Raw genomic sequence first — 22948 nt, forward strand, 5'->3', positions numbered from 1 at the left:
ATGGTTAAGGCTTACGGCCGATTCGCGCCCCGGCTCACAGCCCCCAAACACCTCGGAATCGGCATGCGCCGAGAACCCTTACCCGAGATCCAAAGCGGTACGGGAACCAGACGCACGAAAGCACCCGCAATCATGCAGGCGCTTAGCATGCTCTTGAATTCACAAAAGAAAACGGCCGCCAGAGGCGACCGTTAACTGTTAGCCCTGGGCGCCCGTGTTGCCGGTGCCGCCACCAAGGAGCCAGGTCCAGAAACCGACCTTGGTCTGAGTTGCCTTCTTCATATCCTACCCCTGTGCTTCGAACTTTGATTCGGCAGATGAGGAGGACATTAACCTTAATAGAAATGGTTAGCAACTCGTTAACCTTTATTAACGCGCACGCGTTACTTGGGCGCAACTTGGCACCCTGCAAACTATTCGAATCTGGAGTGGTTCAGGCTACGCTGGAGCGGCGGTCGTTCGACAGTCTCTTGACGAGGCTGTCCATGCTCATCGGCCTGCCGATGATATATCCCTGGGCAACATCGCAGCCCATGTCGACCAGTGCGTCGAGTACCGTCTGATGCTCCACGCCTTCCGCGACCACCTTGCGACCGAGTGAGTGGGCAAGGGCGATGGTCGACTGAACCATCACGAGGTCACTGCGGTTATCGAGCATCGACTTCACGAAGCTTTGATCGATCTTGATCTCGCTTGCAGGGATCTTCTTCAAGTATTCGAGCGTCGACAGCCCGGTGCCGTAGTCGTCGATTGCAATGGTGATGCCGAGGTCACGCAGCGAGGCCAGCATGTCGAGCGCCGGACCGCTGCTTCCAAGCTCGGCGGTCTCTGTCAGCTCCAGCGTCAGCAACTCGGCCGGCAGCTTGTGCCGTGCAAGCATGGCCCCAAGTCGAAGAACAAGTCCTTTGTCACTCAGCAGGCGCGCGGAAAGATTGACGGCGATGCCGAAGCCAGGATGCTTTCGGTTCACGTTCGCGGCGGCGGAAATCGATTGCTCCAGGATGAAGTCGGTAAGCTTGCCGATGCGGTCGTGCTGTTCGGCCGCGGACACGAATTCGGTGGCTGAGATCGGACCCTTTTCGGGGTGCGTCCAGCGCGCCAGCGCTTCCGCTCCAACGACCTTGCGCGTGCGCAGGTCGAACTTCGGTTGGTAGGCGACCCAAACCTCGCCCTTGTCGACGGCGTCGTCGAGCTGGCTGAGCATGGACAGCTTCCAGGACGCGTCCTCGAGCGTCTCGGGATCGTGGTACTTCCACTTGAGGCCATCGTGCGCGGCTTCGTCGGCAGCGACGAGCGCGCTCGCCAGGCGATTGGTCAGCGAACGTCCGCTTCCGAGCTCGATCCCGAAGCTGACCGCAAGGTCGATGGACATACCATCGACCCGCGCCGGATTGCGGAAAAGTGTGTGAAGCGCCTCAATGTGATTTGCGAACGGCGCCTGCGAATCTTCGAACCAGGCGAAGATGCCGCCATCACCCTCGTAGAGCGTGCGCTGCGGTGAGCCGACGCGTAGCCGCGAAACGATCTGATCGACGAGCAGTCGCTCCTGTTCTGGCGGCAACGCCGCAGAGATTTCGGCGTAGTTCAGGACCCTCGCTGCAATCAGGGCTTGCTCGCGGCCGGCTTTGTTCGCGCGCAGGGCGCTCAGATTCGGAAGACCGGAGACCGTGTTGACCAGACCGCGCTGGCGCCAACGCTGCCAAGTCAAGGCCGTGGCGACGATCATCAGGGAGAACAGTCCGGGCGTTATCTCGACCGTAATGAGGTAAGTCTCGAGAACGGCAGGTACCGAGAGGAATGCCGAAGTCGCCGCCACAAGGATCAGGTTCGATTGAATTGCTGACCGGCGGGTGGCTGCGGCCCAGGCAGCTGCCAGGGCCAGAAGCAGGGCAGGGATCCACCCGTAGGAAACGGGATTGCCGGATTTCAGCGTCTCGGCGCCAATGATCTGGACATAGGCGCCACCCATCTTCGCGGCGCCAGGGATGTAATACTGGTCGATGCCCTCGGCCGTTGTTCCAATGACGACATCCTTGCCCTTGATCGCCTCGGGCTTCGTACGCCCCGCCAGGAGATCCGCGGCGGAAATCAGCGGAATGCTTTTCGGGTCGATCGAATAATCCGGGGTGAAAGTCTTCCCGACCGGTCCCTTGGCATTCGCCAGCTTGGCTGCGTAAGTTTCGATGTCACGGCCCGCGATTGTCCTCGCGTAGTCCAGGCTCCAGACGGTATTCTGATAATCATATTCAACGCCGATCAGCCCAAGGTCCGCATGCTTGCTGGCGATCGTTGGCGTCAGGAACTCCTTGTCGGCATAGCCCACATTCGACTTTGCACTTACCGGAATGGTGACGTTGCCGGCCTTCGCAAGTGCCTTGGTGAACTGCACGTCGTCCGCGGGATTGCTTTGCCCATTGAACTGAATGTCAAAGAAAATTCGTTTTGCGCCCGCTTCGGCCAGTCGGTTGGTGAGGTTTGCATGCTGGCTCCGCGGCCAGGGCCAACGGCCGACCTTCCGGATGGAGCGCTCGTCGATGGCGACGAGCACGATATCTCCGCTGGCGTCATGTGTGTGAAGGCGATTGCGGGCGACCCGGAGGATATGCTCGACCGGTTCGCCGAAGCTGATCAGGCCGAACACGAGCGAGGCCACCGCTGTCCACAACAGCAGTTTCCAGTGGGATCCTTCTCCCTTCTGAGACCTTCGCAAGCGCACCGAGCACTTTTCCTTCAGCCTTGGTGCTGCCGGTTTGCCGCATAAAGGTTATCAAATCGGAAACCGTAACGCGGTTAACAGCGGAAAATCTCGCTCGCTTTGTGACTGTCCTACAGCCCTGAATTGTGCATTGTGCGCTCGGCGATGAACACTGGCGCTGTGGCCAAACCACGTGCGTTAGTGCGAACATTGGGAACATTCGAGCCGAGGCGCTGATGGACTTTATCTCGATCCTGTCGATTTTCGTGCTGGCCTGTTTTGTCGGCTATTATGTGGTCTGGTCGGTCACCCCCGCGCTCCACACGCCGCTGATGAGCGTCACGAACGCGATTTCCTCAGTGATCATCGTCGGTGCTCTGATCGCAGCCGCGGCCGCGGGCAGCGCTTCATCGAAGTGGTTGGGCCTAGTCGCGGTTGCGCTCGCCAGCGTGAACATCTTCGGTGGCTTCGCAGTCACCGCGAGAATGCTCGCGATGTACAAGAAGAAGGAGCGTTAGAGCGTGGAGGCCGCACACGCCACTCCCGCCTGGGTGCTTCTCGCCTATCTCATCTCCGGCGTTTGCTTCATCCTCGCGCTAAGAGGGCTGTCGAGCCCGGAAAGCAGCCGCAGAGGTAATCGCGCAGGAATGATCGGCATGCTGATCGCGGTGGTCACGACGATTGTCGTTCATGCGCCCCGCATAAGCGGTACAGCTCCTGACGAGTATCTGCACAATCTAAACGTCGATTGGGCCGTCGCAGGCCAGATTCTTGCGGCTGTGATGGTAGGGGGCGCGATCGGTCTCGTAACCGCCCGGAAGATCCAGATGACGGCGATGCCGCAGTTGGTGGCGGCGTTTCACAGCCTTGTCGGCATGGCGGCAGTGCTCGTCGGTGCCGCGGCATTCCTGAACCCTTCAGCATTCGGCATCGTTGATTCTGCGGGTGCCATCCTCGGGCCAAGTCGTATCGAGATGATCCTCGGCGTGGCCATTGGCGCCATCACCTTCTCCGGCTCGGTGATCGCCTTCCTCAAGCTCAATGGAAATATGAGCGGGAAGCCGATCCTCCTTCCCGCGCGGCACTGGATCAATCTCGCCATCGTCGTGGCGATTGCCTTCTTCTCGTTTGGCTTCTGGCATTCGCAATCGCCGATGGATTTCTGGCTGGTGATGGCGCTTGCCTTCGCCATCGGTTTCCTTCTGATCGTTCCCATCGGCGGCGCCGATATGCCCGTCGTGATCTCGATGCTGAACAGCTATTCGGGTTGGGCCGCGGCGGCGATGGGCTTCACGCTCCACAACAGTGCGATGATCATCACCGGTGCGCTCGTCGGCAGTTCGGGCGCGATTCTCAGCTACATCATGTGCCGTGCGATGAACCGCAGCTTCATCTCGGTCATCGCCGGCGGCTTCGGCGGGGATTCTGCGGCGGCTGGCGGCGGCGAAGTCATCGACCGTCCGTACAAGCGGGGTTCGGCCGAGGACGCGGCTTTCCTGATGAGCCAGGCCGACCAGGTCATCATCGTTCCGGGCTACGGCATGGCCGTCAGCCAGGCGCAGCATGCGCTCCGTGAGATGGCGGACCTGCTCAAGGAGCAGGGTGTTCGCGTCAAATACGCCATCCACCCGGTCGCGGGCCGTATGCCCGGCCACATGAACGTTCTGCTGGCCGAGGCCAACGTGCCTTACGACGAGGTGTTCGAATTGGAGGACATCAACAGCGAGTTCGCCCAGACCGATGTCGCCTTCGTTATCGGCGCCAACGACGTCACCAATCCGGCGGCGAAGACGGATAAGAGCTCGCCGATCTACGGCATGCCGGTTCTCGACGTGGAAAAGGCCCGCACGGTACTGTTCGTGAAGCGCTCGATGGGCGGCGTCGGTTATGCCGGCGTCGACAATGAGCTGTTCTACCGCGACAACACGATGATGCTGCTCGCCGACGCCAAGAAGATGGTGGAAGAGATCGTCAAGAACATCGGCTGACTCGCGGCAAGAACTGCTGGCCGCACCCCCGATTAATTTTCCGGTAAATCAGTAATTTACGTCTTGCCAAGCTTGGTTTTCCGACGGCAAATCGTCAACGGGAGCCAGGTGTCGCGTCTGCTCCATTCAAGATAGTGGGGAAGGGGCAGCGGCTTTGCGCAAGCTGGGAATCATCGGCGGGACGAGCTGGTCGTCGACCGCATTATATTACAATCACATCAACCGCGCGGTCGCCCAGCGGCTCGGCGGCTTCCACAGTGCGAGGCTGGTGCTTGAAAGCGTCGACTTTGCGGACCTGATCGCGCTCGAGGATGCTAACGATTGGGACGGCGTCGCCAAGCTCAACATCGACGCTGCACAACGCCTCCAGGCAGCCGGCGCCGAGGGCATGCTGATGGCCTGCAACACGACACACAAGGTTTATGACGCCGTCGCCGCAAACGTCGACATTCCGGTGTTGCACATCGCCGATCCGACCGGCGATAGGCTCGCGGCGGATCGCATCGGGCGCGTCGCCTTGCTCGGCACGCGCTTCACCATGACAGAGCCATACGTCCGCAGTCGCCTTGAATCGCGCGGCATCGATCTCGTTACGATCGATCCCGCGTGGATCGCCGAAGTTGACCGGATTATCTTTGAGGAACTTGCCCGAGGACGCGTGGTCCGCGACAGTCAGCGCAAGCTCAAGACGCTGATGACCGAGCTCGCCAAGCACAAGGCTCAGGCCGTCGTCCTCGGCTGCACCGAGCTGGCGCTCGCCGTCGACACGCGCGCCAACGTCCTTCCGGTCTACGACACCGCTGCCATTCACGCCCGTGCGGCGGTCGAATGGATGCTCGAGGAAGCGGAGCAAGCGCGCGCCGCCGCTTAGGCGATTTGCCCTTCGGTCGGTCGGCAACTAGCCTGCGATCTAAAGGGGGCGCCGATGCGAATAATTCTGCTTGCAGGCGCGGCATTGCTTATTGCCGCGTCTCCTGGTCTTGCTCAGCACGAGCACGCGGCGTCCTCGACGAATTCCGCAAGAGTCGGCTCGGTGAAGATGAAAAACGAGGGCAATGCCGCTGCGCAGGCGCCTTTTCTCCGCGGCCTCGCGCTGCTCCACAACTTTGAGTATTCGTCCGCGGAGGAAGCATTTCGCGCGGCCCAGGCTGCCGATCCTGATTTCGTGCTCGCCTATTGGGGCGAAGCGATGACTTACAACCACCCGCTCTGGGCCGAACAGGATGCGGCGGCGGCGCGCGCGGTACTCACGCGCCTTGGTCCAACGCCCGCCGCTCGCAAGGCAAAGGCGAGGAGCCCTCGCGAAGCGCAGTGGCTCGACGCGGTCGAGGCCTTGTACGGCAACGGTTCCAAATACGAGCGGGACTTCGCCTACGCCGACAGGATGAAGGTCGTGTTCGACGCCGACCCGAACGACATCGACGCGCGATCCTTCTACGCTTTGTCGATCATGGGCACGGCCCATAACGGGCGCGACATCGGGCTCTATATGCAGGCCGCGGCCTTGCTCGAGGAGGCCTTTCCAGCTCACCCCGATCACCCCGGCGTCGTTCATTACCTGATCCACACGTACGATGACCCGGCCCATGCGCCGCTCGGAGAACGTGCGGCCAGCCGATATGCGCTCGTTGCGCCCGATGCAGGTCATGCCCAGCACATGGTGTCGCACATCTATTTGGCCCTTGGACGTTGGCCGCAAGTCGAACTTGCCAACCGGCAGGCGATGGCGGTCGTCAACGGCCAGCGCGCGGCGCAAGGGAAGCCCGCGACGTCGTGCGGGCACTACAATGAATGGCTCGCCTACGCGCTCGACCAGCAGGGTAAGGACAGCCAGACGCTGGTCGATGCGTGCAAGGCGGAAGCGTTGGGCGATCAGTCGTCCGTCGCCGACAAGTCGGTTCTAGGTGGTTCTCGGAACCTGATCACCAACTGGGCGCAGATCGCCACGCGCCACGGTGTGGATACCGGTCGCTGGCCAGCTACCGCTTTGCCAGTCGGCGATAAACTGGCGGTTGCACGGTTCACGCTGGCCTATGCGGACCTGCTTGCTGCAAGAAGATCGCCTGCTCGGGCCGAAACTGCGCTGGGAAAAATGAAGGCCCAGCGAGAGTCCATCGCCGCCGCGATCAAGACAGAATGGCCCGACGACGACGAATCGCTACCGTGGTTCGACCGCGCAATCGCCCAAGGCGAGGCCGCCGTCGCGCTCTCGCGAGGCGAGCGCGAGAAAGGTCTGCGGCTCCTACGCGAAGCCGCTGCTGCCGAATCCCGATTGCCGGTTCCGTTCGGGCCGCCAGTACTTGCCAAGCCAAGCGCCGAAATGCTCGGAGAGGAGCTCCTCGCCGACGGCAGGAAAGCCGAGGCCGCAGCGGCGTTCAGCAGAGCGCTCGAGGCCGCGCCGAACCGCAGGCTGTCGGTGCAAGGGCTTGCCACCGCGTCCGCCAACGATGCCCTCGCAAGCGGAGAGGTCACGCACTAAGTCGGAAACATGAATCGCACGCCCGCCGATCGACCTGAGCATCCCGGCGCGGCCGAACGCTTCAATGAGGACCAGGCGACGTATGCCGTTCGAGGAGCTGACCAGCCGGACCTCGAAAAAGGCGTCGCAGCAATCCGCGAGGTTTTGAAGACCCTCCCGGTCCGACCAGGCGTCTACCGGATGCAGGATGCTCGGGGCGACGTGCTCTACGTCGGCAAGGCGCGCGCGCTACGGAACCGGGTCACGAACTACACGCAGGTGGCTCGCCTTCCGAAACGGCTGCAGCGGATGGTCGCGCAGACGCGGTCGATGACCATTGTCACGACACGAACCGAGGCCGAGGCGCTGCTGCTGGAGGCGCAGCTGATCAAGCGTTTCCGGCCCGCCTACAACGTCCTTCTTCGCGATGACAAAAGCTTCCCCTTCATCCTGCTCCGTGAGGATCACGCGTTCCCCCGGGTCCAGAAGCATCGCGGCGCTAGGCGGACGAAGGGTCAGTATTTCGGACCGTTCGCCAGCGCCGGATCCGTCACCCGAACGCTCAACGCGTTGCAGAAACTGTTTCTGCTGCGGAGCTGCTCGGACAGCTATTTCGAGAATCGATCCAGGCCGTGCTTGCTCTATCAGATCAAGCGCTGCTCGGCGCCTTGCGTCGGCCGGATCAGCGAAACCGACTATGGTGAGCTGGTCGAGGACGCGAAGAACTTTCTCTCCGGCAAGTCGACGGGCGTCCAGGCGCGCCTTTCGAAGCAGATGGCGGCAGCCGCCGAGAAGCAGGATTATGAACTGGCCGCCGTTTACCGCGACCGGCTGCGGGCGCTGACTTACATCCAGGGCTCACAGACCGTGCACGCGGAGGGTCTCGGCGATGCGGACGTGTTCGCGCTGGCCTGCAAGGCGGGAACCGTGTCGATCCAGGGCTTTTTCATCCGTGGCGGCCAGAATTGGGGACACCGCGCTTTCTTTCCGGCGCACACCAGCGACGTCCCGGAAGAGGAGGTCATGTCGAGTTTCCTGGTCCAGTTCTACGAGGACATGCCGCCACCCAAGCGCATCCTGGTCGATCGCGAGCTGGCCGACTTCGAAGTGCTGGAAGAAGCGCTGTCGGAGCGGGCAGGGCGCCGCATTGCCATCGAAATTCCCAAGCGCGGCGACCGCAAGAAGCTACTCGACCAAGCCCGTCGCAACGCCGAGGAAGCCCTGGATCGCCGGCTCGCGGAGACCACGACGCAGGGCAAAATCCTGCGCGAGCTTGCCGACACGTTCGAGCTGGCCGACATCCCCAAGCGCATCGAAGTTTACGACAACAGCCACATCATGGGCACCAACGCGACCGGTGCGATGATCGTCGCCGGGCCGGAAGGGTTCCGCAAGAACAGCTACCGCAAGTTCAACATCAAGCGGGCCGAGACGCAGCCGGGCGACGACTATGCGATGATGCGTGAAGTGCTGGAGCGGCGCTTCGCCCGGCTGGAGAAGGAGGATCCTGACCGGCAGAGCGGCGAATGGCCCGACCTGCTCTTGATCGACGGCGGCAAGGGACAGCTATCCGCAGTCTGTGAAGTCATGGAGGATGCCGGCGTTCACGACGTGCCTGTCGTCGGTGTCGCCAAAGGCCCGCATCACGGGCGCGAGGGCCGCGAGGTATTTCACTTCCCAGGTGGGCGTGAGATCACCTTGCCCCCGAACTCGGCCCTGCTGTTCTACATCCAGCGCCTGCGGGACGAGGCGCATCGGTTCGCCATCGGCACGCATCGCGCGAAGCGTGCGAAGAGCCTGACGACGTCGACGCTGGATGATGTCCCTGGCATCGGCCCGAGCCGCAAACGCGCCTTGCTCATGCACTTCGGCACCGCCCGAGCGGTCAAGGGGGCTGCGCTGGAGGACCTCGAGCGCGCACCCGGCATCAGCAGGACAATGGCGCGGCAGCTCTACGATTATTTTCATCCGGCCGGCTGACGCGTGAACATCGATACGCCTGCCATCGTCTGCGCATTGAGAACGCATGCGGAGCATGGCGCGGTCGTTCGGCTGATGACGCCGAAGGATGGATTGCAGGCAGCATACGTGCGCGGCGCTCGCGGCCGGCGGATGCGGCCGGTGCTGGTGCCCGGGAACCTGGTACAGGCGCGGCTGCGGTCGCGGACCGAGGAACAGCTCGCCCATGCCGAAGTGGAATTGGAACACAGCCGCGCACCACTGATCACCGAACCGCTTCCGGCGGCGGCGATCGACTGGGTTACGGCGCTGACCGCAGCCGCGCTTCCCGAGGGACAGCCCTATCCGCGCCTCTACGATGCGCTGGACGCCCTTCTTGCGCTGATCGAAGCCGCTCCTTCCGCGCTTGGCTGGTCAAGTCTGCTGGTCCGCTACGAGCTGCTCTTGCTGGCGGAATTGGGGTTCGGCCTCGATCTTGAGACTTGCGCGGTAACCGGGTCGAACGACGGCCTCGTCGCGGTCAGTCCAGGTTCGGGGCGGGCGGTCAGCGCGGCCGAGGCAGAGCCGTATGCGGGCAAGCTGCTCATCTTGCCAAGATTTGTTCGTGAAGGCGGTCCGGCGAGCTGGGAGGACATCCGCGACGGGCTTGTGCTTAGCGGTCATTTCCTGTCCCGCGACATCCTTACGGGCCGTGTTTCGGGTCTGGGGGAAGCGCGATCGAGACTGGTCGGGCGAATTCTTCGCGCCGGCGGGATCTAGGCGTTGTTTGCCCGGCCAAGCTGCATTAGCTCAAGCGTGTGACCGGTCTCGACACACTCGCGATGCTGTTTTCGAACGTCGCGACGACGAACGGCATCACAGTGCGCGTCGCGGTCAGCTTCCTCGCCGAGCAGTCGGATCCTTCGATCAACCGCTGGTTCTGGTCCTATCACGTCCGCATCGAGAACGGCGGCAGCCGCTCCGTCCAGCTCCTTTCGCGCAGCTGGACGATCACGGACGGCCGCGGCGGCGTTCACGAGGTCCACGGCGAAGGCGTCGTCGGAGAAATGCCGCTGATCGCTCCCGACGGGAGCTTTGATTATGTTTCCGGATGCCCGCTGGATACGCCGACGGGGTCGATGGCGGGGTCTTATCGGATGGTCGATGAGGATGGCGGGGCGTTCGATGTCGACATCCCGAAATTCGCGCTACTCGCGCCCGTAAACTAGCGCAGTCTTAACCGCGCTCGCCGGCGCGTGCCTGCTCGGGAGCTGCCTGGTTTGTGCCGAGTGCAGTCCAGCGCGATGCCGCGTTGCAGCTGCTGGTCAGCGTGACTTGCTGACCGGCCTTGAAAGGCTGCGCGTAGGGCCAGCATTCCTGCGCTCCGCCCGTCGTCAGGCAAAGTTGCCCGTTTGCGGTGGCCCAGCTCCCGGGGACCATGATGCCGCGAGGAGTCTGGATCCGCGCTACTCCGCCGGGGTCGAAGAAGACGGTGTTGGTGACTCCGTTGGTTTCGACCTGGACCGACTGCCCGGTGATCTCTGCGCCAGGCACCCAGCCGGTCTGCGTAAAGCCGGTCGCGGGCGCGGCGAGGAGCATCGCTCCTATGAGTGCCTTCGTGATTTCGCCCTTGCCCATGCCTGTCTCCCTTTGTCGAACGGTTGCTGGAACCGGGCGTTACGGGCTGATTGGGAAGTTGATCGTATATGCGATCAAGACATCCGGTCCGACATCGCGGATCAGGCGCCGCACATCTCGGAAGGATTGCAACATGGCGAACGGATTGAGGCTGGCGTTGACTAGCGAAAGTTCCCGCGGCTCCGCTCCGCGGTCCCGAAGCTGCTCGGCGATTTCGGCCGAAATCTGCGGTGCCGCGGCGACGACTCTGTGGCCTCGCTGCGCGATCGCCGCGATCAGTTCGCCTCTAAAATGCACCAGCGATGGCGCGTAGGAACCGAGGATCAGGACGGTCTTGCCGCTCACCCCCTTAGGCTGGCGAGCGGCGGTGCGACTTGCAACGCCTATTCGCCGGATTCCGCATGGCGATGATTCCACAGCCGCCAGAGGTAGCCGACGACGAGAACGGCAAGGATCGCGTTGGACGCGGTGCCAACATATTGGTCGATCTCGCTGAAATTCTCTTTCAGCTTGTAACCAGCCGTCGCGAGCAGGGCAGTCCAGCCCGCCGTCCCCAGTGTAGAGGCGATGAAGAAGGTCTTGAACCGCATCTTCAGGAGGCCGGCCGGAACCGAGACTAGCGAGCGGACCGTCGGAAGCAGCCGCCCGAGGAAGACGAAGAAGACGCCGTTGCGGCGAAACCAGACCTGGGCCCTCTCGACTTCGGGCCAGGTCATCGTCACCCAACGTCCGTGCTTGCGGATGATCGGCTCCAGGCGGTTCACGCCAAGCGCGCGAGCGGCCAGGTACCAGACAATGTTTCCAAGCATCGCGCCCGCGGTGCCGCTGGCGACGACCAGCCAATAGCTCAGCGTGCCCTCGGCAGCAGCCATCCCCGCGACCGGCATGATCACTTCCGAAGGGATCGGAGGGAAAACGGTTTCCAGGAACATCAGGAAGCCGACTCCGAGGTAGCCCGATTGCTCGATCAGGCGGATGACCCAGTCATTCATAGGATCACGCGCTCCGCCGTGCCTCGAGACGTGCCTCGATCGCATCCCATATGCGCGCAGGGGTATCGGTACCGTTAAACTTGTCGATTGCGACGATGCCGGTGGGCGATGTGACGTTGATCTCCGTCAGCCACTTGCCGCCAATGACATCGATCCCGACGAAAAGGAGACCGCGCCGCTTGAGCTCCGGGCCGAGCACGGCGCAGATTTCGAGTTCCTCAGCTGTCAGTTCCGTTTTTTGTCCCTTGCCGCCGACCGCGAGGTTGGAACGGATTTCACCGGCGCCGGGCACGCGGTTGACCGCGCCGGCCACTTCGCCGTCGACAATGACGATTCTCTTGTCGCCCTCGGAGATCTCCGGGAGAAATTTCTGGACGACGTGCGGCTCGCGGTAGGTGCGGTTGAACAGCTCCATCAGCGAGGCGAGGTTGCGACCATCGGCTCCGATGCGGAAGACGGAGCCGCCGGCAAAGCCGTGGAGCGGCTTCACCACGATGTCGCCATGCGTCTTCAGGAACTCGCGAGCGGCGCCGATCGAGCGCGTCACCATTGTCGGCGGCATGAACCGGGCGAAGTCGAGAACCCAGACCTTTTCGGGAGAATTCCGGACGGCGGTCGGATCGTTGACCACCAAGGTCTCGTCCTTGATCCGCTCAAGCAGATGGGTCGCGGTGATGTAGCCAAGGTCGAAGGGCGGATCCTGCCGCATCAGAACTACGTCCACGTCCCGGCCGAGGTCGAGGATCACGAACTCGCCGCGCTTGAAGTGAGCACCAGCGACCGGCTGCACTGTGACTTCGTGCGCGCCGGCGTACAGGCGGCCGTCCTGCCAGGTCAGGTCTTCGGCGAGGTAGTGGTAAAGCGTGTGCCCGCGCTGCTGCGCTCCAAGCATGATCGCGAACGTCGAATCGCCGGAGATATTGATGCTCTCCAGCGGGTCCATCTGAACGGCGACGCGCAGCGACATTGCCGCCGACTAGGCGAGGCTCAGGCCTTTGTCACCCTTGCCAAATGTTCGGGGCATGGCGCGGCAGGCGGCCCGGCACGACGTAGATCGCGTCGATCCGAATGTCGTCACCGGGCTTTTGGAAGCGAGGCGCCAGCCGCTCGGCGGCAACGACGACGCGACGAATTCGCCAGGGATCGAGCGACATTGCTGCGGCCTGCTCGGTCGCTCGAGCTTTGACCTCGACGAACGCCAGCGTCCGCCCACGCCGCGCGATGATGTCGACCTCGCCGCCGGGCACGCGGGCCCTTCGCGCGAGGATTCGCCAGCCACGGAGGCGCAGCCACCAGCAGGCAATCGTCTCGGCACTGCGGCCACGTTTCTCGGCCGCTTCGCGATTCACTTCGAGCGTTCGAGGGCGCGTGCGTAGGCGCGCTTCTTGGGGACATTCAGCAATGAAGCGACTTCGGCGGCCGCGCGCGATGGCGATTGAGTCCTGAGAGCTTCGTCGAGGGCGAGATCGAGTTCTTCATCGCTTGCTTCGGAGCGCTCGGGTGGGGGACCCACGACGATAACGATCTCGCCCTTCGGAGGTTTGTCTGCGTAACGCTCAACAAGGTCCGCAAGGGAGCCGGTGACCGTTTCCTCGTGGAGCTTGCTGATTTCGCGCACGACGGCGGCCTCGCGATCTCCCAGCCCTTCACGCAGGGCGGCGATTGCGTCGGCCAGGCGCGGACCGCTTTCGAAGAAGACCAAGGTTGCGCGAATGGTGGAAACTTCCTCGATCGCGTCGGTGCGCGCCTTCGCCTTGGACGGGAGAAAGCCTGCGAACAGGAACCGGTCGGTCGGCAGCCCAGCGAGGGTGAGTGCTGCGATCACCGCAGACGGGCCAGGAACGGTGTGCACGTCATGACCGGCCTCCCGGGCAGCGCGAACGAGCTTGTAGCCGGGGTCTGAAATGAGCGGGGTCCCGGCATCACTGACGAGCGCGATCGCCTCCGATCCAAGCCGCGCGACGATCGCATTCCGCTCCGCCTCGCTCGTGTGATCGTTGTAATTTGCGAGTCGTGTCCTGGCGCCCGTGTGCGACAGTAATTTCGCGGTCACCCTCTTGTCTTCCGCGAGCACCAGATCCGCGCCCCGAAGCGTGTTCGCTGCTCGCGGCGAGAGGTCTCCCAAATTCCCAATGGGGGTCGCGACGATATAGAGGCCGGGCGGAAGGCGATCTTCGGTCATTCGCAGTCGTGAATGGCACCCGATGTGCCAACCCGGCAACCCTTCAAGCAAGTCACTTCCAAAGGCGAAGGAAAAGAGTCATCCTCCGATCTCTTAAGGCTCTGGGGAGAGGGTCATGATCGTTTTGTTCGTGTCGTCCGCAATCTGGGCGGCGGCGTTCCAGACCGCAGCGGCCAATGATGCACGCACCGCGTTCCGCGCTTGCCTCAAGCAAGCGTCGGCCGAGGCCAAGGACCAGAAGGTGGCCACGGACGCATTTTCAGCCTTCGCACGGCAGAAATGCTCGGCGCAGGAATCCGGATTTAAGTCCGCGATCTGGGCCTTCGATTCCAAGAACAAGATGTCGAAAAAGGAGTCGGAGTCCAACGCCGAAGCGCAGGTGGAGGACTTTGTCGCGACGGCTTCCGATCACTACGCGGCAGACGCGCCGAAATAGGTCACGTAGCCGCAATCTCCGCGAGAACGCGATCGAGCACGAGCCGCCCCGCGGGGGTGGCACGCAAACGCGCACCGTGCTGCTCCAGGTGACCGCTCTCGATAAGTCGCTCGACGGCGCGATGATCGAACACCAGTCTGCCGAAGCGGAGAGACAGTCTTTCGGGCTCGATGCCCTCCGATAGTCGAAGCCCCATGACCAGCGCCTCGTCGGCCGCCTCGGAAGGCTCCAGCGGTTCCTCTTCGACGATGCCGTGGCCGTTCCGCTTCAATCCCGACAGGAAGTTTTCCGGCTTTCGATGACGGGCAGTGCGCTGGCCCAAGCGCCGCCCATGCGCTCCGGGCCCGATCCCCGCGTAGTCGCCATAGCGCCAGTAGGTGAGATTATGCCGGCTCTCGTGCCCGGCGCGAGCGTAATTGCTGACTTCGTAGCTCGGGATGCCGGCCGCCTGCGTTCGCGATGCGGTGACCTCGTAGAGTTCGGCGGCCTCATCGGAATCCAGCGGCTTAAATTCTGATTTCGCAACCATCGACGCGAAGCGCGTCCCGGGCTCAATCGTCAGCTGATAGAGCGACAGATGCGACGTGCCCCTCGAGAGTGCTCGGTCGAGGGTGGCGGACCAGTCTGCCTGGGTCTCGCCGGGCAGGGCGTAGATCAGGTCGAAGCTCACTCGCTCGAAATGCTCTTGGGCAAGGTCGAGCGCCCGCTGCCCTTCGGCCGCCGAGTGTGCACGCCCGAGAAAGGCGAGCTTCTCATCTTCGAAGCTCTGCAATCCCAGCGACAGACGATTGACGCCCGCGGAGGCGAGATCTGCGAAGCGGTCTGCTTCGACGGAGTTCGGGTTCGCTTCGAGAGTGATTTCGATGTCGTCGGATGCATCCCAGTTCTGGCGCGCGCTGCGGATGATGTCTCCGACCGTCTTCGGTTCCATTAGGGAGGGGGTACCGCCACCGAAGAAGATCGACGTCAGCGTCCTGCCGGGCAGCAGCCGCGCTTCATGTGCGAGGTCGGCGAGGAGTGCTTCACGCCACTCATTCTGGTCGACGCCCGATCGGACGTGACTGTTGAAATCGCAGTAAGGGCATTTGCTGACGCAGAACGGCCAGTGGACGTAGAGAGCCAGTGGCTCGGCAGTCACTGCAACGCTTCTACCAGCTTTCGGAAGGCTTCCGCGCGATGGCTCATGCGGTGCTTGTCGTCGGGCTCCATCTCGCCGAACGTCAGTTCGTGTCCCGCTGGCACGAAGATCGGGTCGTAGCCGAAGCCCTTTTCTCCCCGTGGTGGCCAGGTCAGCGTCCCGTCGACACGACCCTCGAAATTCTCGGCCTGTCCATCGTTCGGCCAGGCGATTGCCAGCGCGCAGACGAAATGCGCTGCCGGAGCAGCGTCGGGCTCGGTCGCCTCGCACTCCCGCCAGACTCGGTCCATCGCACGCATCCAGTCGCGGTTGCCCTCTTCGTCCTCAGCCCAGCGTGCTGAAAAGATGCCAGGAGCGCCATGAAGCGCATCGACGCACAACCCGCTGTCGTCCGCCAACGCCGGAAGGCCCGACAGGTCTGCCGCCTCACGCGCCTTCAGGTCGGCATTGTCGGCGAAGGTATTCCCGATCTCTTCCGGCTCCGGCAGGTCGAGCTCTTTCGCGCTGAAGCATTGGATGCCGAGCGGCTCGATCAGCGCCGCAATCTCGCGCAGTTTGCCCGCATTATGAGTGGCGATGACGAGCTTGTCGCCGATCGGCCTCACTTGCCCGTCGCCTTGCGCTGCGCCTCGAAGATATCCCCGCAGCCTATGCGTGCGAGCCGTAGCAGTCTCAGCAATCCCTCTTCGTCGTAGGTTTCGCCCTCGGCCGTCACCTGTGCTTCGACGATCGAGCCGTCGGACGTCAGGACGAAATTGCCGTCCGACCCGGCCGAGCTGTCTTCCTCATAGTCGAGGTCCAGCACCGCGTTGCCCTGGTGGATGCCGCAGCTCACTGCTGCGACCTGCATACGGATTGGATCTTTCTCGATCGCCTTCGATGCGAGCAACTTGTCGACCGCAATCCGAAGCGCGACCCAAGCACCCGAAATGGATGCCGTCCGCGTTCCTCCGTCCGCCTGGATCACGTCACAGTCGACGATGATCTGCCGCTCGCCGAGCGCCTTCAGGTCGACCACTGCCCGCAGCGAACGACCGATCAGGCGCTGGATCTCCTGCGTGCGCCCCGACTGCTTGCCCTTGGCGGCCTCTCGATTGCCGCGGGTATGGGTCGCGCGCGGGAGCATCCCATATTCGGCCGTGACCCAGCCTTGGCCCTTGCCGCGAAGGAAGGGTGGAACCTTGTCCTCGACCGATGCCGTAACCAGCACGCGGGTGTCGCCGAACGAGACGAGGCACGAGCCCTCCGCATGACGCGTGAAGCCGGGTTCGAAGCTCAGTGCTCGCATCTGGTCGGGTGCGCGGCCGCTTGGGCGCATGTGATTCCTCTCGTCTTGGATTTGCGGCGGCCATATGGATGCCAGAGGAATCATTCAACCGGGGGACAAGCCATGCGCTCGCTCATTTATCTCGGAAGTGCATTTCTGGTGTCGTGTGCGCCGACGCCCTCCGCCGAAAGCAGTTCGACGCCGCACAAACTCCAATCGGTTGCCGCCGATGTGAAATCGTGGGGGGTGACCCTGCGGAGCTGGAGCGTGGACGCCGACGGTCGGGTCGAATTCTCGTCTGGAGGACAACCGGGCAAGGACCCGGCAAATACGACGATCGAGTTTCGTCGGCTGACGCTGACACCGGCCGCAAGAGAGGAACTGGCCGCTGCGGTCGTCCGCATCCGGGAAGTGCTCGCCCAGCCCGAACACTGCGATCTGCGCCGCACCGACGGTCCTTACGGCACGTTCCGGTGGAATGACGGGTCGGGCGAGCAGTCACTCCCGTTCGACGGCAATTGCGAGAAGGGCCGCGATGCCGAACTCGGCGCAGCCGTCTTTGCCGCCGACCGGATCGTTGAGGATGCTGCCAAGGCTGTGGCGCCCGTCGAAACGCGCCCTGCGACACAAGAACGTTGAGGTCGGCGCGCCGGCTTCATACATCGGCGCCTATGGCAGAGCATATCGGCGATCTCAGCAATCGCATGCGCGAGATCTTCGGCCACGTGGTCGAGGCCTATCTCGAGCGCGGTATTCCGGTCGGCTCCAAGGCGCTGACCGGGACCGTCAACCTCTCGCCGGCGTCGATCCGTGGCGTGATGCAGGACCTGGAGGAACGGGGCCTGCTGACGCATCCGCACACCTCCGCCGGACGAATCCCGACGGAAATCGGCCTTCGGCTGTTCGTCGATGGCATCATGCAGGTCGCTGCACCCGATCCTCGCGAGCGGCGCGAGATCGAACGTCAGATCGTTCGTGACCAGCCAATCGAGGATGCGCTTGCGGCTGCTTCCGCAGCGCTGTCCGGCCTTTCTCAGGCCGCGGGCGTCGTGCTCGCACCCAAAAGCGAGATGCGGTTGAAGCAGCTTGGCCTCGTGCCGCTTGGGCCGGACCGCGCCCTTGCGGTTCTCGTCGGCGCGGACGGCAATATCGAGAACCGCGTCGTCAATCTCGACGGAGCGACCAGCGCCGATGCGCTCAACGAGGTCACTAACTTCGTCAATGCTAACCTGGCGGGAATGACGCTCGCGGAGGCGCAAGCGCGCTTGCTGGCGGAAATCCGCGATCGGCGGGAAGCGCTCGACCATGCCGCTGCGTCACTCATTGCTTCGGGGCTGGCGGCGTGGAGCGAGGATCATCAGCGTCGGCCCGTGCTGATCGTTCGCGGGCAGGCCAACCTGATCGACGATGAAGCAGCCGCCGACCTCGAACGCGTCCGCAGCTTGCTGGAAGAGCTTGAGAACAGGCAGGAAATTGCTCGGGTGCTGGAAGGTGCACGCGATGCTCCAGGTTGCCGGATCTTCATCGGAAGCGAAAACAGGATGTTCGCTTTGTCAGGCTCTTCCGTCATCGCCGCCCCCTATCGCGGGAGCCAGGGTGACGTCGTTGGCGTTGTCGGAGTCATCGGGCCCACGCGCTTGAACTATGCCCGAGTCATCCCAATGGTAGACTTCACGGCCAAGGCCCTTACGAGATTGATGGCATGATTGAGAACGAAGACAGGTACGAAAACGAGGCGGAGGACATTCGTCGCGAAACCGCTCAAGGCGCTCCCGAAGTTGCCGAGCATGACCGCGTGGCGGAGTTCGAAAGGCAACTTGAGGAGGCCAACAGCAAGGCGCTCTATGCTGCCGCGGAAATCCAGAACGTTCGCCGGCGACTGGAGACCGAGAAGCAGCAGGCTGGTCTTTATGCAACCACCCAATTCGCCCGCGACATGCTGGCGATCAAGGATCATTTGGAGCGCGCGCTGAACGCAGTCTCCGAAGAGCTGCGCAACGACAAGGTGGCGAGCAATTTCCTCGCGGGCATTGAGTCGACTGCGCGAGAGCTGGACCAGGTGTTCACCCGTCACGGCGTGACCCGCATAGAGGCGATGGGCGAGCCGCTCGACCCGAACAAGCATCAGGCGATGATGGAAATCCCCAGCGCCGATGCAGAGCCGGGGTCGATCGTCCAGGAGATGCAGCCCGGCTACATGCTCAAGGACCGATTGCTTCGGCCTGCGCTCGTGGGGGTGGCGAAGAAGCCGGACTAATGAACCTCGCGGTGCTGGGTTTCGCCCTTGGTGGCGAGGCTGAAGCGCGGTTCTTCCTTCACGGCTCCGAACAGGCGGGCAGCGGCATAGCGGCCGACTTCCGGCCCGTGCTTGAACCCGTGGCCTGAGCCGCCGCCCACCAGCAGCACGTTCGGCATGCTGGGGTGCATGTCGATCAAGAAGTCGCCGTTGGAGCTGTTCTCGTACTGGCAGACCTCCGCACCAGTCAGCGGAGCGCCGCGTAGGCCCGGAAAGCGGCGATCACGGAAGGCAACGACTTCGTTCAGCGCCGCCTGTGTCGGCCGCCGGTCCTGCGTATCCGGGTCGATCAGGACGCCATGCTGGTCATGCGCGAACTTGACCCCGCGGTTCTCTAGGTCGGGGAAGCCGTAGAAGATGTCACCGGCATTGAAATCCGCCCAGCCCGGCATTGCTTCGGGCGAATAGCTTTTGTCTCCCGCCGGCTTGGCGAAATAGAATACCTCCTGCCGCGTCGCGAAGATCTTCTTTCCAAGCACGTCCGGAAAGATCTTCGGCAACCACGGCCCGAGCGCGAAAACGAAGCGGTCGGCGGACAGATCCTCGCCTGACTGCAGCTTTACCGTCTTTAGCGTCTCATCACCCTGAATGGGCTTTGCCTGCCCTAGACGATATTCGCCCCCAGCGCGCACGAACCGGTCGACCAGGGTCTGGACCGAGCGGCGGGCCATTAGCGCTCCGAATTTCGGCTCGAACAGGCCGATCTCGATTCCTTCGAAATCAATCATCGGGAATCGGCGCTGCATCGCGGCGCGGTCCATCTGCTCGATGGGCAGGCCGAGCTGTTTGTGAACCTCGATACTGCTGCGGAAGTAATCGTCCTCCACAGCGGAGAAGAAGACGACGCCGCAGGGGATCAGGATCGGCAGGCCCGAGACTGCGCTCAATGCTTGCCACTGCCCGAGGCTCTCGGTCGCGAACCGCGTGTAGATGGCATCCTTGCCGTAGCCCGCCCGGGTCAGCCGCGACTCCCCGCCCGACGACGCGCGGCTATGGGAGGCGCCCCAGGCGTCGATCAGGGTCACCTTGTGGCCCGCATTCTGGAGGTGATGCGCCGTCCAGGCCCCGAACACGCCGGCGCCGAGGACGATTACGCGCTCGCTTTTCCCCTTTGCCATCGACGAGCTCCCCGCAGCCAGAACGGCAGCGCCGCCCGCCCCCTTTAGGAGCGAGCGGCGCGTGACATGCAAGTGCGGCGAGGCTTTCGACTTGCCGCTACTCATACTGCGATCAACCGCGTTCCGGCGCCGGCGGCGGCGGCGGCGGAGGCGGCGGCGGAACCGGGCAAGCGTCCGTCGCCAGGATGACCGACCCATCCGCGCAAGTCTGCGTCGCCGGCGGCGGCGGAGGCGGCGGGGGTGGGGGCGGCGGAGGGGGCGGTGGTGCGTCGACCTGGCGGAACTTGTACCGCGCCGTCAGTCCGATCGTTCGAGGCTGGCCGATCAAATATCCGAAGCGCGCGCGAAGACCGCGCTCGCGGTCGATCGAAAGCTTCGGATTTTCGTCGAACAGGTTCTTCGCATAGACCGTGAATTCGAGCCCGCTGGCCAGGTTCAGGTTCATCGACAGGTTGGCGATTGTGTACGACGGCAAGCGCAGGGAGCCGATGTCGTTGACGCCGGTGCCGTAAGCGCCGGTGACCGGATCATAGAACAAGGCATTGCCGACAAGGCCGGCACCGGAAACCTGGTCGCCAGGCTCGCCGAAGCGGTTGCCGATGTGCTGCACGCTGCCGGTGATCGACCAGTCCATCGTATCGCTGATCGGCAGGCCGTAGGTCGCCGATGCCGCGATCTGGAATTTGGGGACCGTCGGCAGGCGGTTGCCCTTTTCGATCCCGCCGATCGGAGCAACCGGACTTCCGCCCACCACGGTCGAATCGAATTCTGCGTTCTGGTAGTTACCGTTGATCGAGAACTCGAGGCCCGGAAGCGGGTTCGCGGAGAACTCCGCTTCGATGCCGGTCGAGTGGGCCTTCGGAACGTTGAAGACCACGCGAGACGAGCAGCTTCCTGCAGTCAGCGTCACCTGCAGATCGCGGATCTCGTTGTGGAAGATGGCCGAATTAAAGGTGATGCCGTTCTTCGAATATTTGACGCCGGCTTCGTAATTCCAAAGCGTCTCATCGTCATAAGCGCCAAGCCCGCCGAACGTGGCAAGGTCGGCAGGTGAGCAGAGCGGAACGTTGATCGGGTCATTGATGCCGCCCAGGCGGAAGCCCTTCGCGGCCTGGATGTTCACGCTGAAATTGTTCGTCGGTTCCCAGGTCGCAATCACCCGCGGGGAGAAACCGTCCGATTTCGTGCGATCACCAAGGTTGGTGTTGACGTCCGAAAAGATGCCGCCGGAAACAAAGTCGCGCTCTTCCTTGAAGTTGTAGTAGCGGCCGCCGCCGGTCAGCTTGAACTGACCGAAGTCATAGCTGACTTCGCCGAACAGCGCGCGCTGCTTGATGTCGTAAGGAATGTCGGCGTTGTAAGGCGAGTCCGCCGGGAAGCCGTTCGCAACGGCAGCCGAGGTTCCCGTGCCCAACGCTGCATCGACATACGCGTCATATCCCGGGGTCGGGAGACGCTGGGCATACTTGCGGTCGACCTTGGAATAGAAGCCGCCGAACACCCATTGGAACGGTCCCGCCCCTGTCGAAGCGATGCGCAATTCCTGGGTAAACTGCTTCAGCTTCGTCGTATCCCGAAGGTTCGAGAAGAGCGGAATGGCCGCTGGGTTCATTCCTAGGGCAAGGACGAACGGGTTGATGGTGACCGAGTCCGTGAGCGCGGAAGCGTCGCGGCTCACCAGGATGTCGCGATGGACGTAACTGGTCACGGACGTCAGTTCGGCAGGGCCGAAATCGTAGCTTGCGACGAGGTCAGCGAGCAGCGTCTTGTCGCGGAACTTCTCGCGGAAGTTCAGATATTGCGTGCGCTTTCCGATCAGGTCGCCGCCCGTCGTGGTGAACTGGTTGTCGAAGAGGATGTAGTGATCCTCGCGGTTGAAGCCGCCGGCCTCGACCTTCTGGTACGCGATGCGCGGCGTGATCTTCAGTTCCGGGGCCGGCTGGAAGAGCACCGACACTCGGCCGCCGACGCGGTCGCCGTCGTTGACGTTGTCCTTGCTGTACGGACCGACGGAATCGATGAAGCCGCCGAAGTGCGTACCGTAGCCGACCACGCGGACCGCCGCGGTATCACCGAGCGGAAGGTTCACTGCACCCTTGAGACCATAGCCGAAGTCGCCGCCCTTCAGGACGTTCACGTCGCTTTCAATGGAGCCTTCGATGCGGTCAACGGTTGGCTGATTGGTAATGTAGCGGATCGTGCCGCCGACGCTGCCGGCTCCGAACAGGGTGCCCTGCGGTCCGCGGAGGGTCTCCACGCGGTTCAAATCATACAGGTCGAAATCAGGAGTGAAGAGCGAGAGGGACGTGATCGTCTCGTCGAGATAGATTCCGACCTGCTCCTTCACGCCCGGCTGGTCGCGAGCGATCTGACCTGCAGAAACGCCGCGGACGGACACCTGGCTCTGGCCAGGCCCGAGGTTCTGGACCGTTAGGCCCGCGACGTTGCGGCTGATGTCCTCAATCGACTGCGCGTTGGCGCGCTGAATGTCTTCCTGGGTCTGCGCGTTGATCGAGAACGGGACGTCCTGCACACGCGACGCGCGCTTCGTTGCGGTCACGATGATCTCGTCCCCGCTCGCTGGCGCCGCTTCAGGCTGATTTGCAGACTGGGCGGTCTGCTCCTCCGTCGATTGGGCGAACGAAGGTGTCGAAAGAGCTGCGACGGCGGTGCCGAGCAGCAAAAGAGCGGTGTTGCGCATGAAAGCCCCCTTTGGTCGCGCGAAACTGTACTGAACGCGTAATGATTATTCTGAACGGGCGTCATTGGAAGCGCGCCCATGCTTTCGCTCCAGCTTTGTCA

At 63.0% G+C, this 22948-nt stretch carries 23 protein-coding genes; 11 read left to right on the forward strand and 12 right to left on the reverse strand.

What is annotated here, in order from left to right; genetic code table 11:
- Positions 1 to 433: 433 nt before the first annotated feature.
- On the reverse strand, positions 434 to 2641 hold the full coding sequence (locus ABD928_RS13875; protein WP_345169757.1) for an EAL domain-containing protein: 2208 nt from the start codon (positions 2639 to 2641) through the stop codon (positions 434 to 436).
- A gap of 290 nt (positions 2642 to 2931) precedes the next feature.
- On the opposite strand from ABD928_RS13875, the gene ABD928_RS13880 reads away from it, so the two are divergent.
- The 7 genes from ABD928_RS13880 (at position 2932) to apaG (ending at position 10308) form a co-directional block, all read left to right on the forward strand.
- Positions 2932 to 3213 carry an NAD(P) transhydrogenase subunit alpha part 2 gene (locus ABD928_RS13880; protein WP_187714800.1) on the forward strand — a complete coding sequence of 94 codons (282 nt, stop codon included), beginning with the start codon at positions 2932 to 2934 and terminating at the stop codon, positions 3211 to 3213.
- A gap of 3 nt (positions 3214 to 3216) precedes the next feature.
- A complete protein-coding gene (locus ABD928_RS13885; RefSeq protein ID WP_345169760.1) occupies positions 3217 to 4683 on the forward strand; it encodes an NAD(P)(+) transhydrogenase (Re/Si-specific) subunit beta in 1467 nt (488 codons plus the stop codon).
- Between the two features lie 154 nt (positions 4684 to 4837).
- On the forward strand, positions 4838 to 5554 hold the full coding sequence (locus tag ABD928_RS13890) for an aspartate/glutamate racemase family protein (protein ID WP_345169764.1): 717 nt from the start codon (positions 4838 to 4840) through the stop codon (positions 5552 to 5554).
- 54 nt (positions 5555 to 5608) lie between these two features.
- Positions 5609 to 7162 (forward strand): tetratricopeptide repeat protein, encoded by a 1554-nt coding sequence (locus tag ABD928_RS13895; RefSeq protein WP_345169766.1) that lies wholly within the window; start codon positions 5609 to 5611, stop codon positions 7160 to 7162.
- Between the two features lie 9 nt (positions 7163 to 7171).
- Entirely contained in the window at positions 7172 to 9121 is a 1950-nt protein-coding gene (gene uvrC, locus ABD928_RS13900) for an excinuclease ABC subunit UvrC (RefSeq protein WP_345169769.1), read from the forward strand.
- A 3-nt stretch (positions 9122 to 9124) separates the two neighbouring features.
- The gene (gene recO / locus ABD928_RS13905; RefSeq protein WP_187714798.1) at positions 9125 to 9859 is read left to right on the forward strand and encodes a DNA repair protein RecO; all 735 of its coding nucleotides are present in this window, start codon (positions 9125 to 9127) and stop codon (positions 9857 to 9859) included.
- Positions 9860 to 9921: 62 nt separating this feature from the next.
- A complete protein-coding gene (gene apaG / locus ABD928_RS13910; RefSeq protein ID WP_345170215.1) occupies positions 9922 to 10308 on the forward strand; it encodes a Co2+/Mg2+ efflux protein ApaG in 387 nt (128 codons plus the stop codon).
- Between the two features lie 7 nt (positions 10309 to 10315).
- Here apaG and ABD928_RS13915 read toward each other — a convergent pair whose 3' ends face one another.
- The 6 genes from ABD928_RS13915 to rsmI are packed head-to-tail and all read right to left on the reverse strand — an operon-like array spanning position 10316 to position 13891.
- Positions 10316 to 10717 carry a hypothetical protein gene (locus tag ABD928_RS13915; RefSeq protein WP_187714797.1) on the reverse strand — a complete coding sequence of 134 codons (402 nt, stop codon included), beginning with the start codon at positions 10715 to 10717 and terminating at the stop codon, positions 10316 to 10318.
- Positions 10718 to 10756: 39 nt separating this feature from the next.
- On the reverse strand, positions 10757 to 11062 hold the full coding sequence (locus ABD928_RS13920) for a glycosyltransferase (RefSeq protein ID WP_187714796.1): 306 nt from the start codon (positions 11060 to 11062) through the stop codon (positions 10757 to 10759).
- 38 nt (positions 11063 to 11100) lie between these two features.
- Complete coding sequence (locus ABD928_RS13925; protein WP_187714795.1) at positions 11101 to 11709, reverse strand: DedA family protein; 609 nt, start codon at positions 11707 to 11709, stop codon at positions 11101 to 11103.
- 4 nt (positions 11710 to 11713) lie between these two features.
- Positions 11714 to 12676 carry a glutathione synthase gene (gshB, locus tag ABD928_RS13930; RefSeq protein WP_187714794.1) on the reverse strand — a complete coding sequence of 321 codons (963 nt, stop codon included), beginning with the start codon at positions 12674 to 12676 and terminating at the stop codon, positions 11714 to 11716.
- A gap of 31 nt (positions 12677 to 12707) precedes the next feature.
- Positions 12708 to 13058, reverse strand: coding sequence for a YraN family protein (locus ABD928_RS13935; protein ID WP_187714793.1), 351 nt, complete (start codon positions 13056 to 13058; stop codon positions 12708 to 12710).
- A complete protein-coding gene (gene rsmI / locus ABD928_RS13940; RefSeq protein WP_187714792.1) occupies positions 13055 to 13891 on the reverse strand; it encodes a 16S rRNA (cytidine(1402)-2'-O)-methyltransferase in 837 nt (278 codons plus the stop codon). The genes ABD928_RS13935 and rsmI overlap by 4 nt, the downstream gene beginning before the upstream one ends.
- Before the next feature lie 115 nt (positions 13892 to 14006).
- Here rsmI and ABD928_RS13945 point away from each other — a divergent pair, with 115 nt between their 5' ends.
- On the forward strand, positions 14007 to 14327 hold the full coding sequence (locus ABD928_RS13945; protein ID WP_187714791.1) for a hypothetical protein: 321 nt from the start codon (positions 14007 to 14009) through the stop codon (positions 14325 to 14327).
- Between the two features lies 1 nt (position 14328).
- Here the strand turns inward: ABD928_RS13945 and hemW are convergent, their stop codons facing one another.
- The 3 genes from hemW to rph are packed head-to-tail and all read right to left on the reverse strand — an operon-like array spanning position 14329 to position 16783.
- Positions 14329 to 15465 (reverse strand): radical SAM family heme chaperone HemW, encoded by a 1137-nt coding sequence (gene hemW / locus ABD928_RS13950; RefSeq protein WP_345169773.1) that lies wholly within the window; start codon positions 15463 to 15465, stop codon positions 14329 to 14331.
- The gene (gene rdgB / locus ABD928_RS13955; RefSeq protein ID WP_223276353.1) at positions 15462 to 16070 is read right to left on the reverse strand and encodes an RdgB/HAM1 family non-canonical purine NTP pyrophosphatase; all 609 of its coding nucleotides are present in this window, start codon (positions 16068 to 16070) and stop codon (positions 15462 to 15464) included. Before rdgB ends, hemW begins: the two co-directional genes overlap by 4 nt.
- Positions 16067 to 16783, reverse strand: a complete 717-nt coding sequence (rph, locus tag ABD928_RS13960) for a ribonuclease PH (protein ID WP_187714790.1) — start codon at positions 16781 to 16783, stop codon at positions 16067 to 16069. The genes rdgB and rph overlap by 4 nt, the downstream gene beginning before the upstream one ends.
- Before the next feature lie 72 nt (positions 16784 to 16855).
- Between rph and ABD928_RS13965 the strand changes: the two genes are divergently transcribed.
- Genes ABD928_RS13965 through grpE form a run of 3 tightly spaced genes read left to right on the forward strand, consistent with a single transcriptional unit; the run spans position 16856 to position 18989 of the window.
- Positions 16856 to 17371, forward strand: a complete 516-nt coding sequence (locus ABD928_RS13965) for a hypothetical protein (protein ID WP_345169776.1) — start codon at positions 16856 to 16858, stop codon at positions 17369 to 17371.
- 32 nt (positions 17372 to 17403) lie between these two features.
- On the forward strand, positions 17404 to 18438 hold the full coding sequence (gene hrcA / locus ABD928_RS13970; RefSeq protein WP_345169779.1) for a heat-inducible transcriptional repressor HrcA: 1035 nt from the start codon (positions 17404 to 17406) through the stop codon (positions 18436 to 18438).
- Positions 18435 to 18989, forward strand: a complete 555-nt coding sequence (gene grpE / locus ABD928_RS13975; protein ID WP_187714788.1) for a nucleotide exchange factor GrpE — start codon at positions 18435 to 18437, stop codon at positions 18987 to 18989. Before hrcA ends, grpE begins: the two co-directional genes overlap by 4 nt.
- Here the strand turns inward: grpE and ABD928_RS13980 are convergent.
- Together ABD928_RS13980 and ABD928_RS13985 are read right to left on the reverse strand one after the other, a co-directional pair.
- The gene (locus ABD928_RS13980) at positions 18986 to 20146 is read right to left on the reverse strand and encodes an FAD-dependent oxidoreductase (RefSeq protein ID WP_187714787.1); all 1161 of its coding nucleotides are present in this window, start codon (positions 20144 to 20146) and stop codon (positions 18986 to 18988) included. The two genes, grpE and ABD928_RS13980, sit on opposite strands and share 4 nt — an antisense overlap.
- A gap of 112 nt (positions 20147 to 20258) precedes the next feature.
- The gene (locus ABD928_RS13985; RefSeq protein WP_345169782.1) at positions 20259 to 22847 is read right to left on the reverse strand and encodes a TonB-dependent receptor; all 2589 of its coding nucleotides are present in this window, start codon (positions 22845 to 22847) and stop codon (positions 20259 to 20261) included.
- Between the last annotated feature and the right edge of the window lie 101 nt (positions 22848 to 22948).

This window comes from Sphingomonas daechungensis, assembly GCF_039543105.1.
In the GTDB taxonomy this organism is placed as follows: domain Bacteria; phylum Pseudomonadota; class Alphaproteobacteria; order Sphingomonadales; family Sphingomonadaceae; genus Sphingomicrobium; species Sphingomicrobium daechungense.

Bases quoted from the DNA above. Each gene is read 5' to 3' on its own strand.
- ABD928_RS13985 (WP_345169782.1), bottom strand. From the start codon at position 22,847: ATGCGCAACACCGCTCTTTTGCTGCTCGGCACCGCCGTCGCAGCTCTT.
- ABD928_RS13965 (WP_345169776.1), top strand. From the start codon at position 16,856: ATGCGCTCGCTCATTTATCTCGGAAGTGCATTTCTGGTGTCGTGTGCG.
- apaG (WP_345170215.1), top strand. From the start codon at position 9,922: ATGCTGTTTTCGAACGTCGCGACGACGAACGGCATCACAGTGCGCGTC.
- ABD928_RS13980 (WP_187714787.1), bottom strand. From the start codon at position 20,146: ATGGCAAAGGGGAAAAGCGAGCGCGTAATCGTCCTCGGCGCCGGCGTG.
- hrcA (WP_345169779.1), top strand. From the start codon at position 17,404: ATGGCAGAGCATATCGGCGATCTCAGCAATCGCATGCGCGAGATCTTC.
- ABD928_RS13925 (WP_187714795.1), bottom strand. From the start codon at position 11,709: ATGAATGACTGGGTCATCCGCCTGATCGAGCAATCGGGCTACCTCGGA.
- ABD928_RS13880 (WP_187714800.1), top strand. From the start codon at position 2,932: ATGGACTTTATCTCGATCCTGTCGATTTTCGTGCTGGCCTGTTTTGTC.
- grpE (WP_187714788.1), top strand. From the start codon at position 18,435: ATGATTGAGAACGAAGACAGGTACGAAAACGAGGCGGAGGACATTCGT.
- rph (WP_187714790.1), bottom strand. From the start codon at position 16,783: ATGCGCCCAAGCGGCCGCGCACCCGACCAGATGCGAGCACTGAGCTTC.
- uvrC (WP_345169769.1), top strand. From the start codon at position 7,172: ATGAATCGCACGCCCGCCGATCGACCTGAGCATCCCGGCGCGGCCGAA.
- gshB (WP_187714794.1), bottom strand. From the start codon at position 12,676: ATGTCGCTGCGCGTCGCCGTTCAGATGGACCCGCTGGAGAGCATCAAT.
- ABD928_RS13945 (WP_187714791.1), top strand. From the start codon at position 14,007: ATGATCGTTTTGTTCGTGTCGTCCGCAATCTGGGCGGCGGCGTTCCAG.
- rsmI (WP_187714792.1), bottom strand. From the start codon at position 13,891: ATGACCGAAGATCGCCTTCCGCCCGGCCTCTATATCGTCGCGACCCCC.
- ABD928_RS13915 (WP_187714797.1), bottom strand. From the start codon at position 10,717: ATGGGCAAGGGCGAAATCACGAAGGCACTCATAGGAGCGATGCTCCTC.
- ABD928_RS13895 (WP_345169766.1), top strand. From the start codon at position 5,609: ATGCGAATAATTCTGCTTGCAGGCGCGGCATTGCTTATTGCCGCGTCT.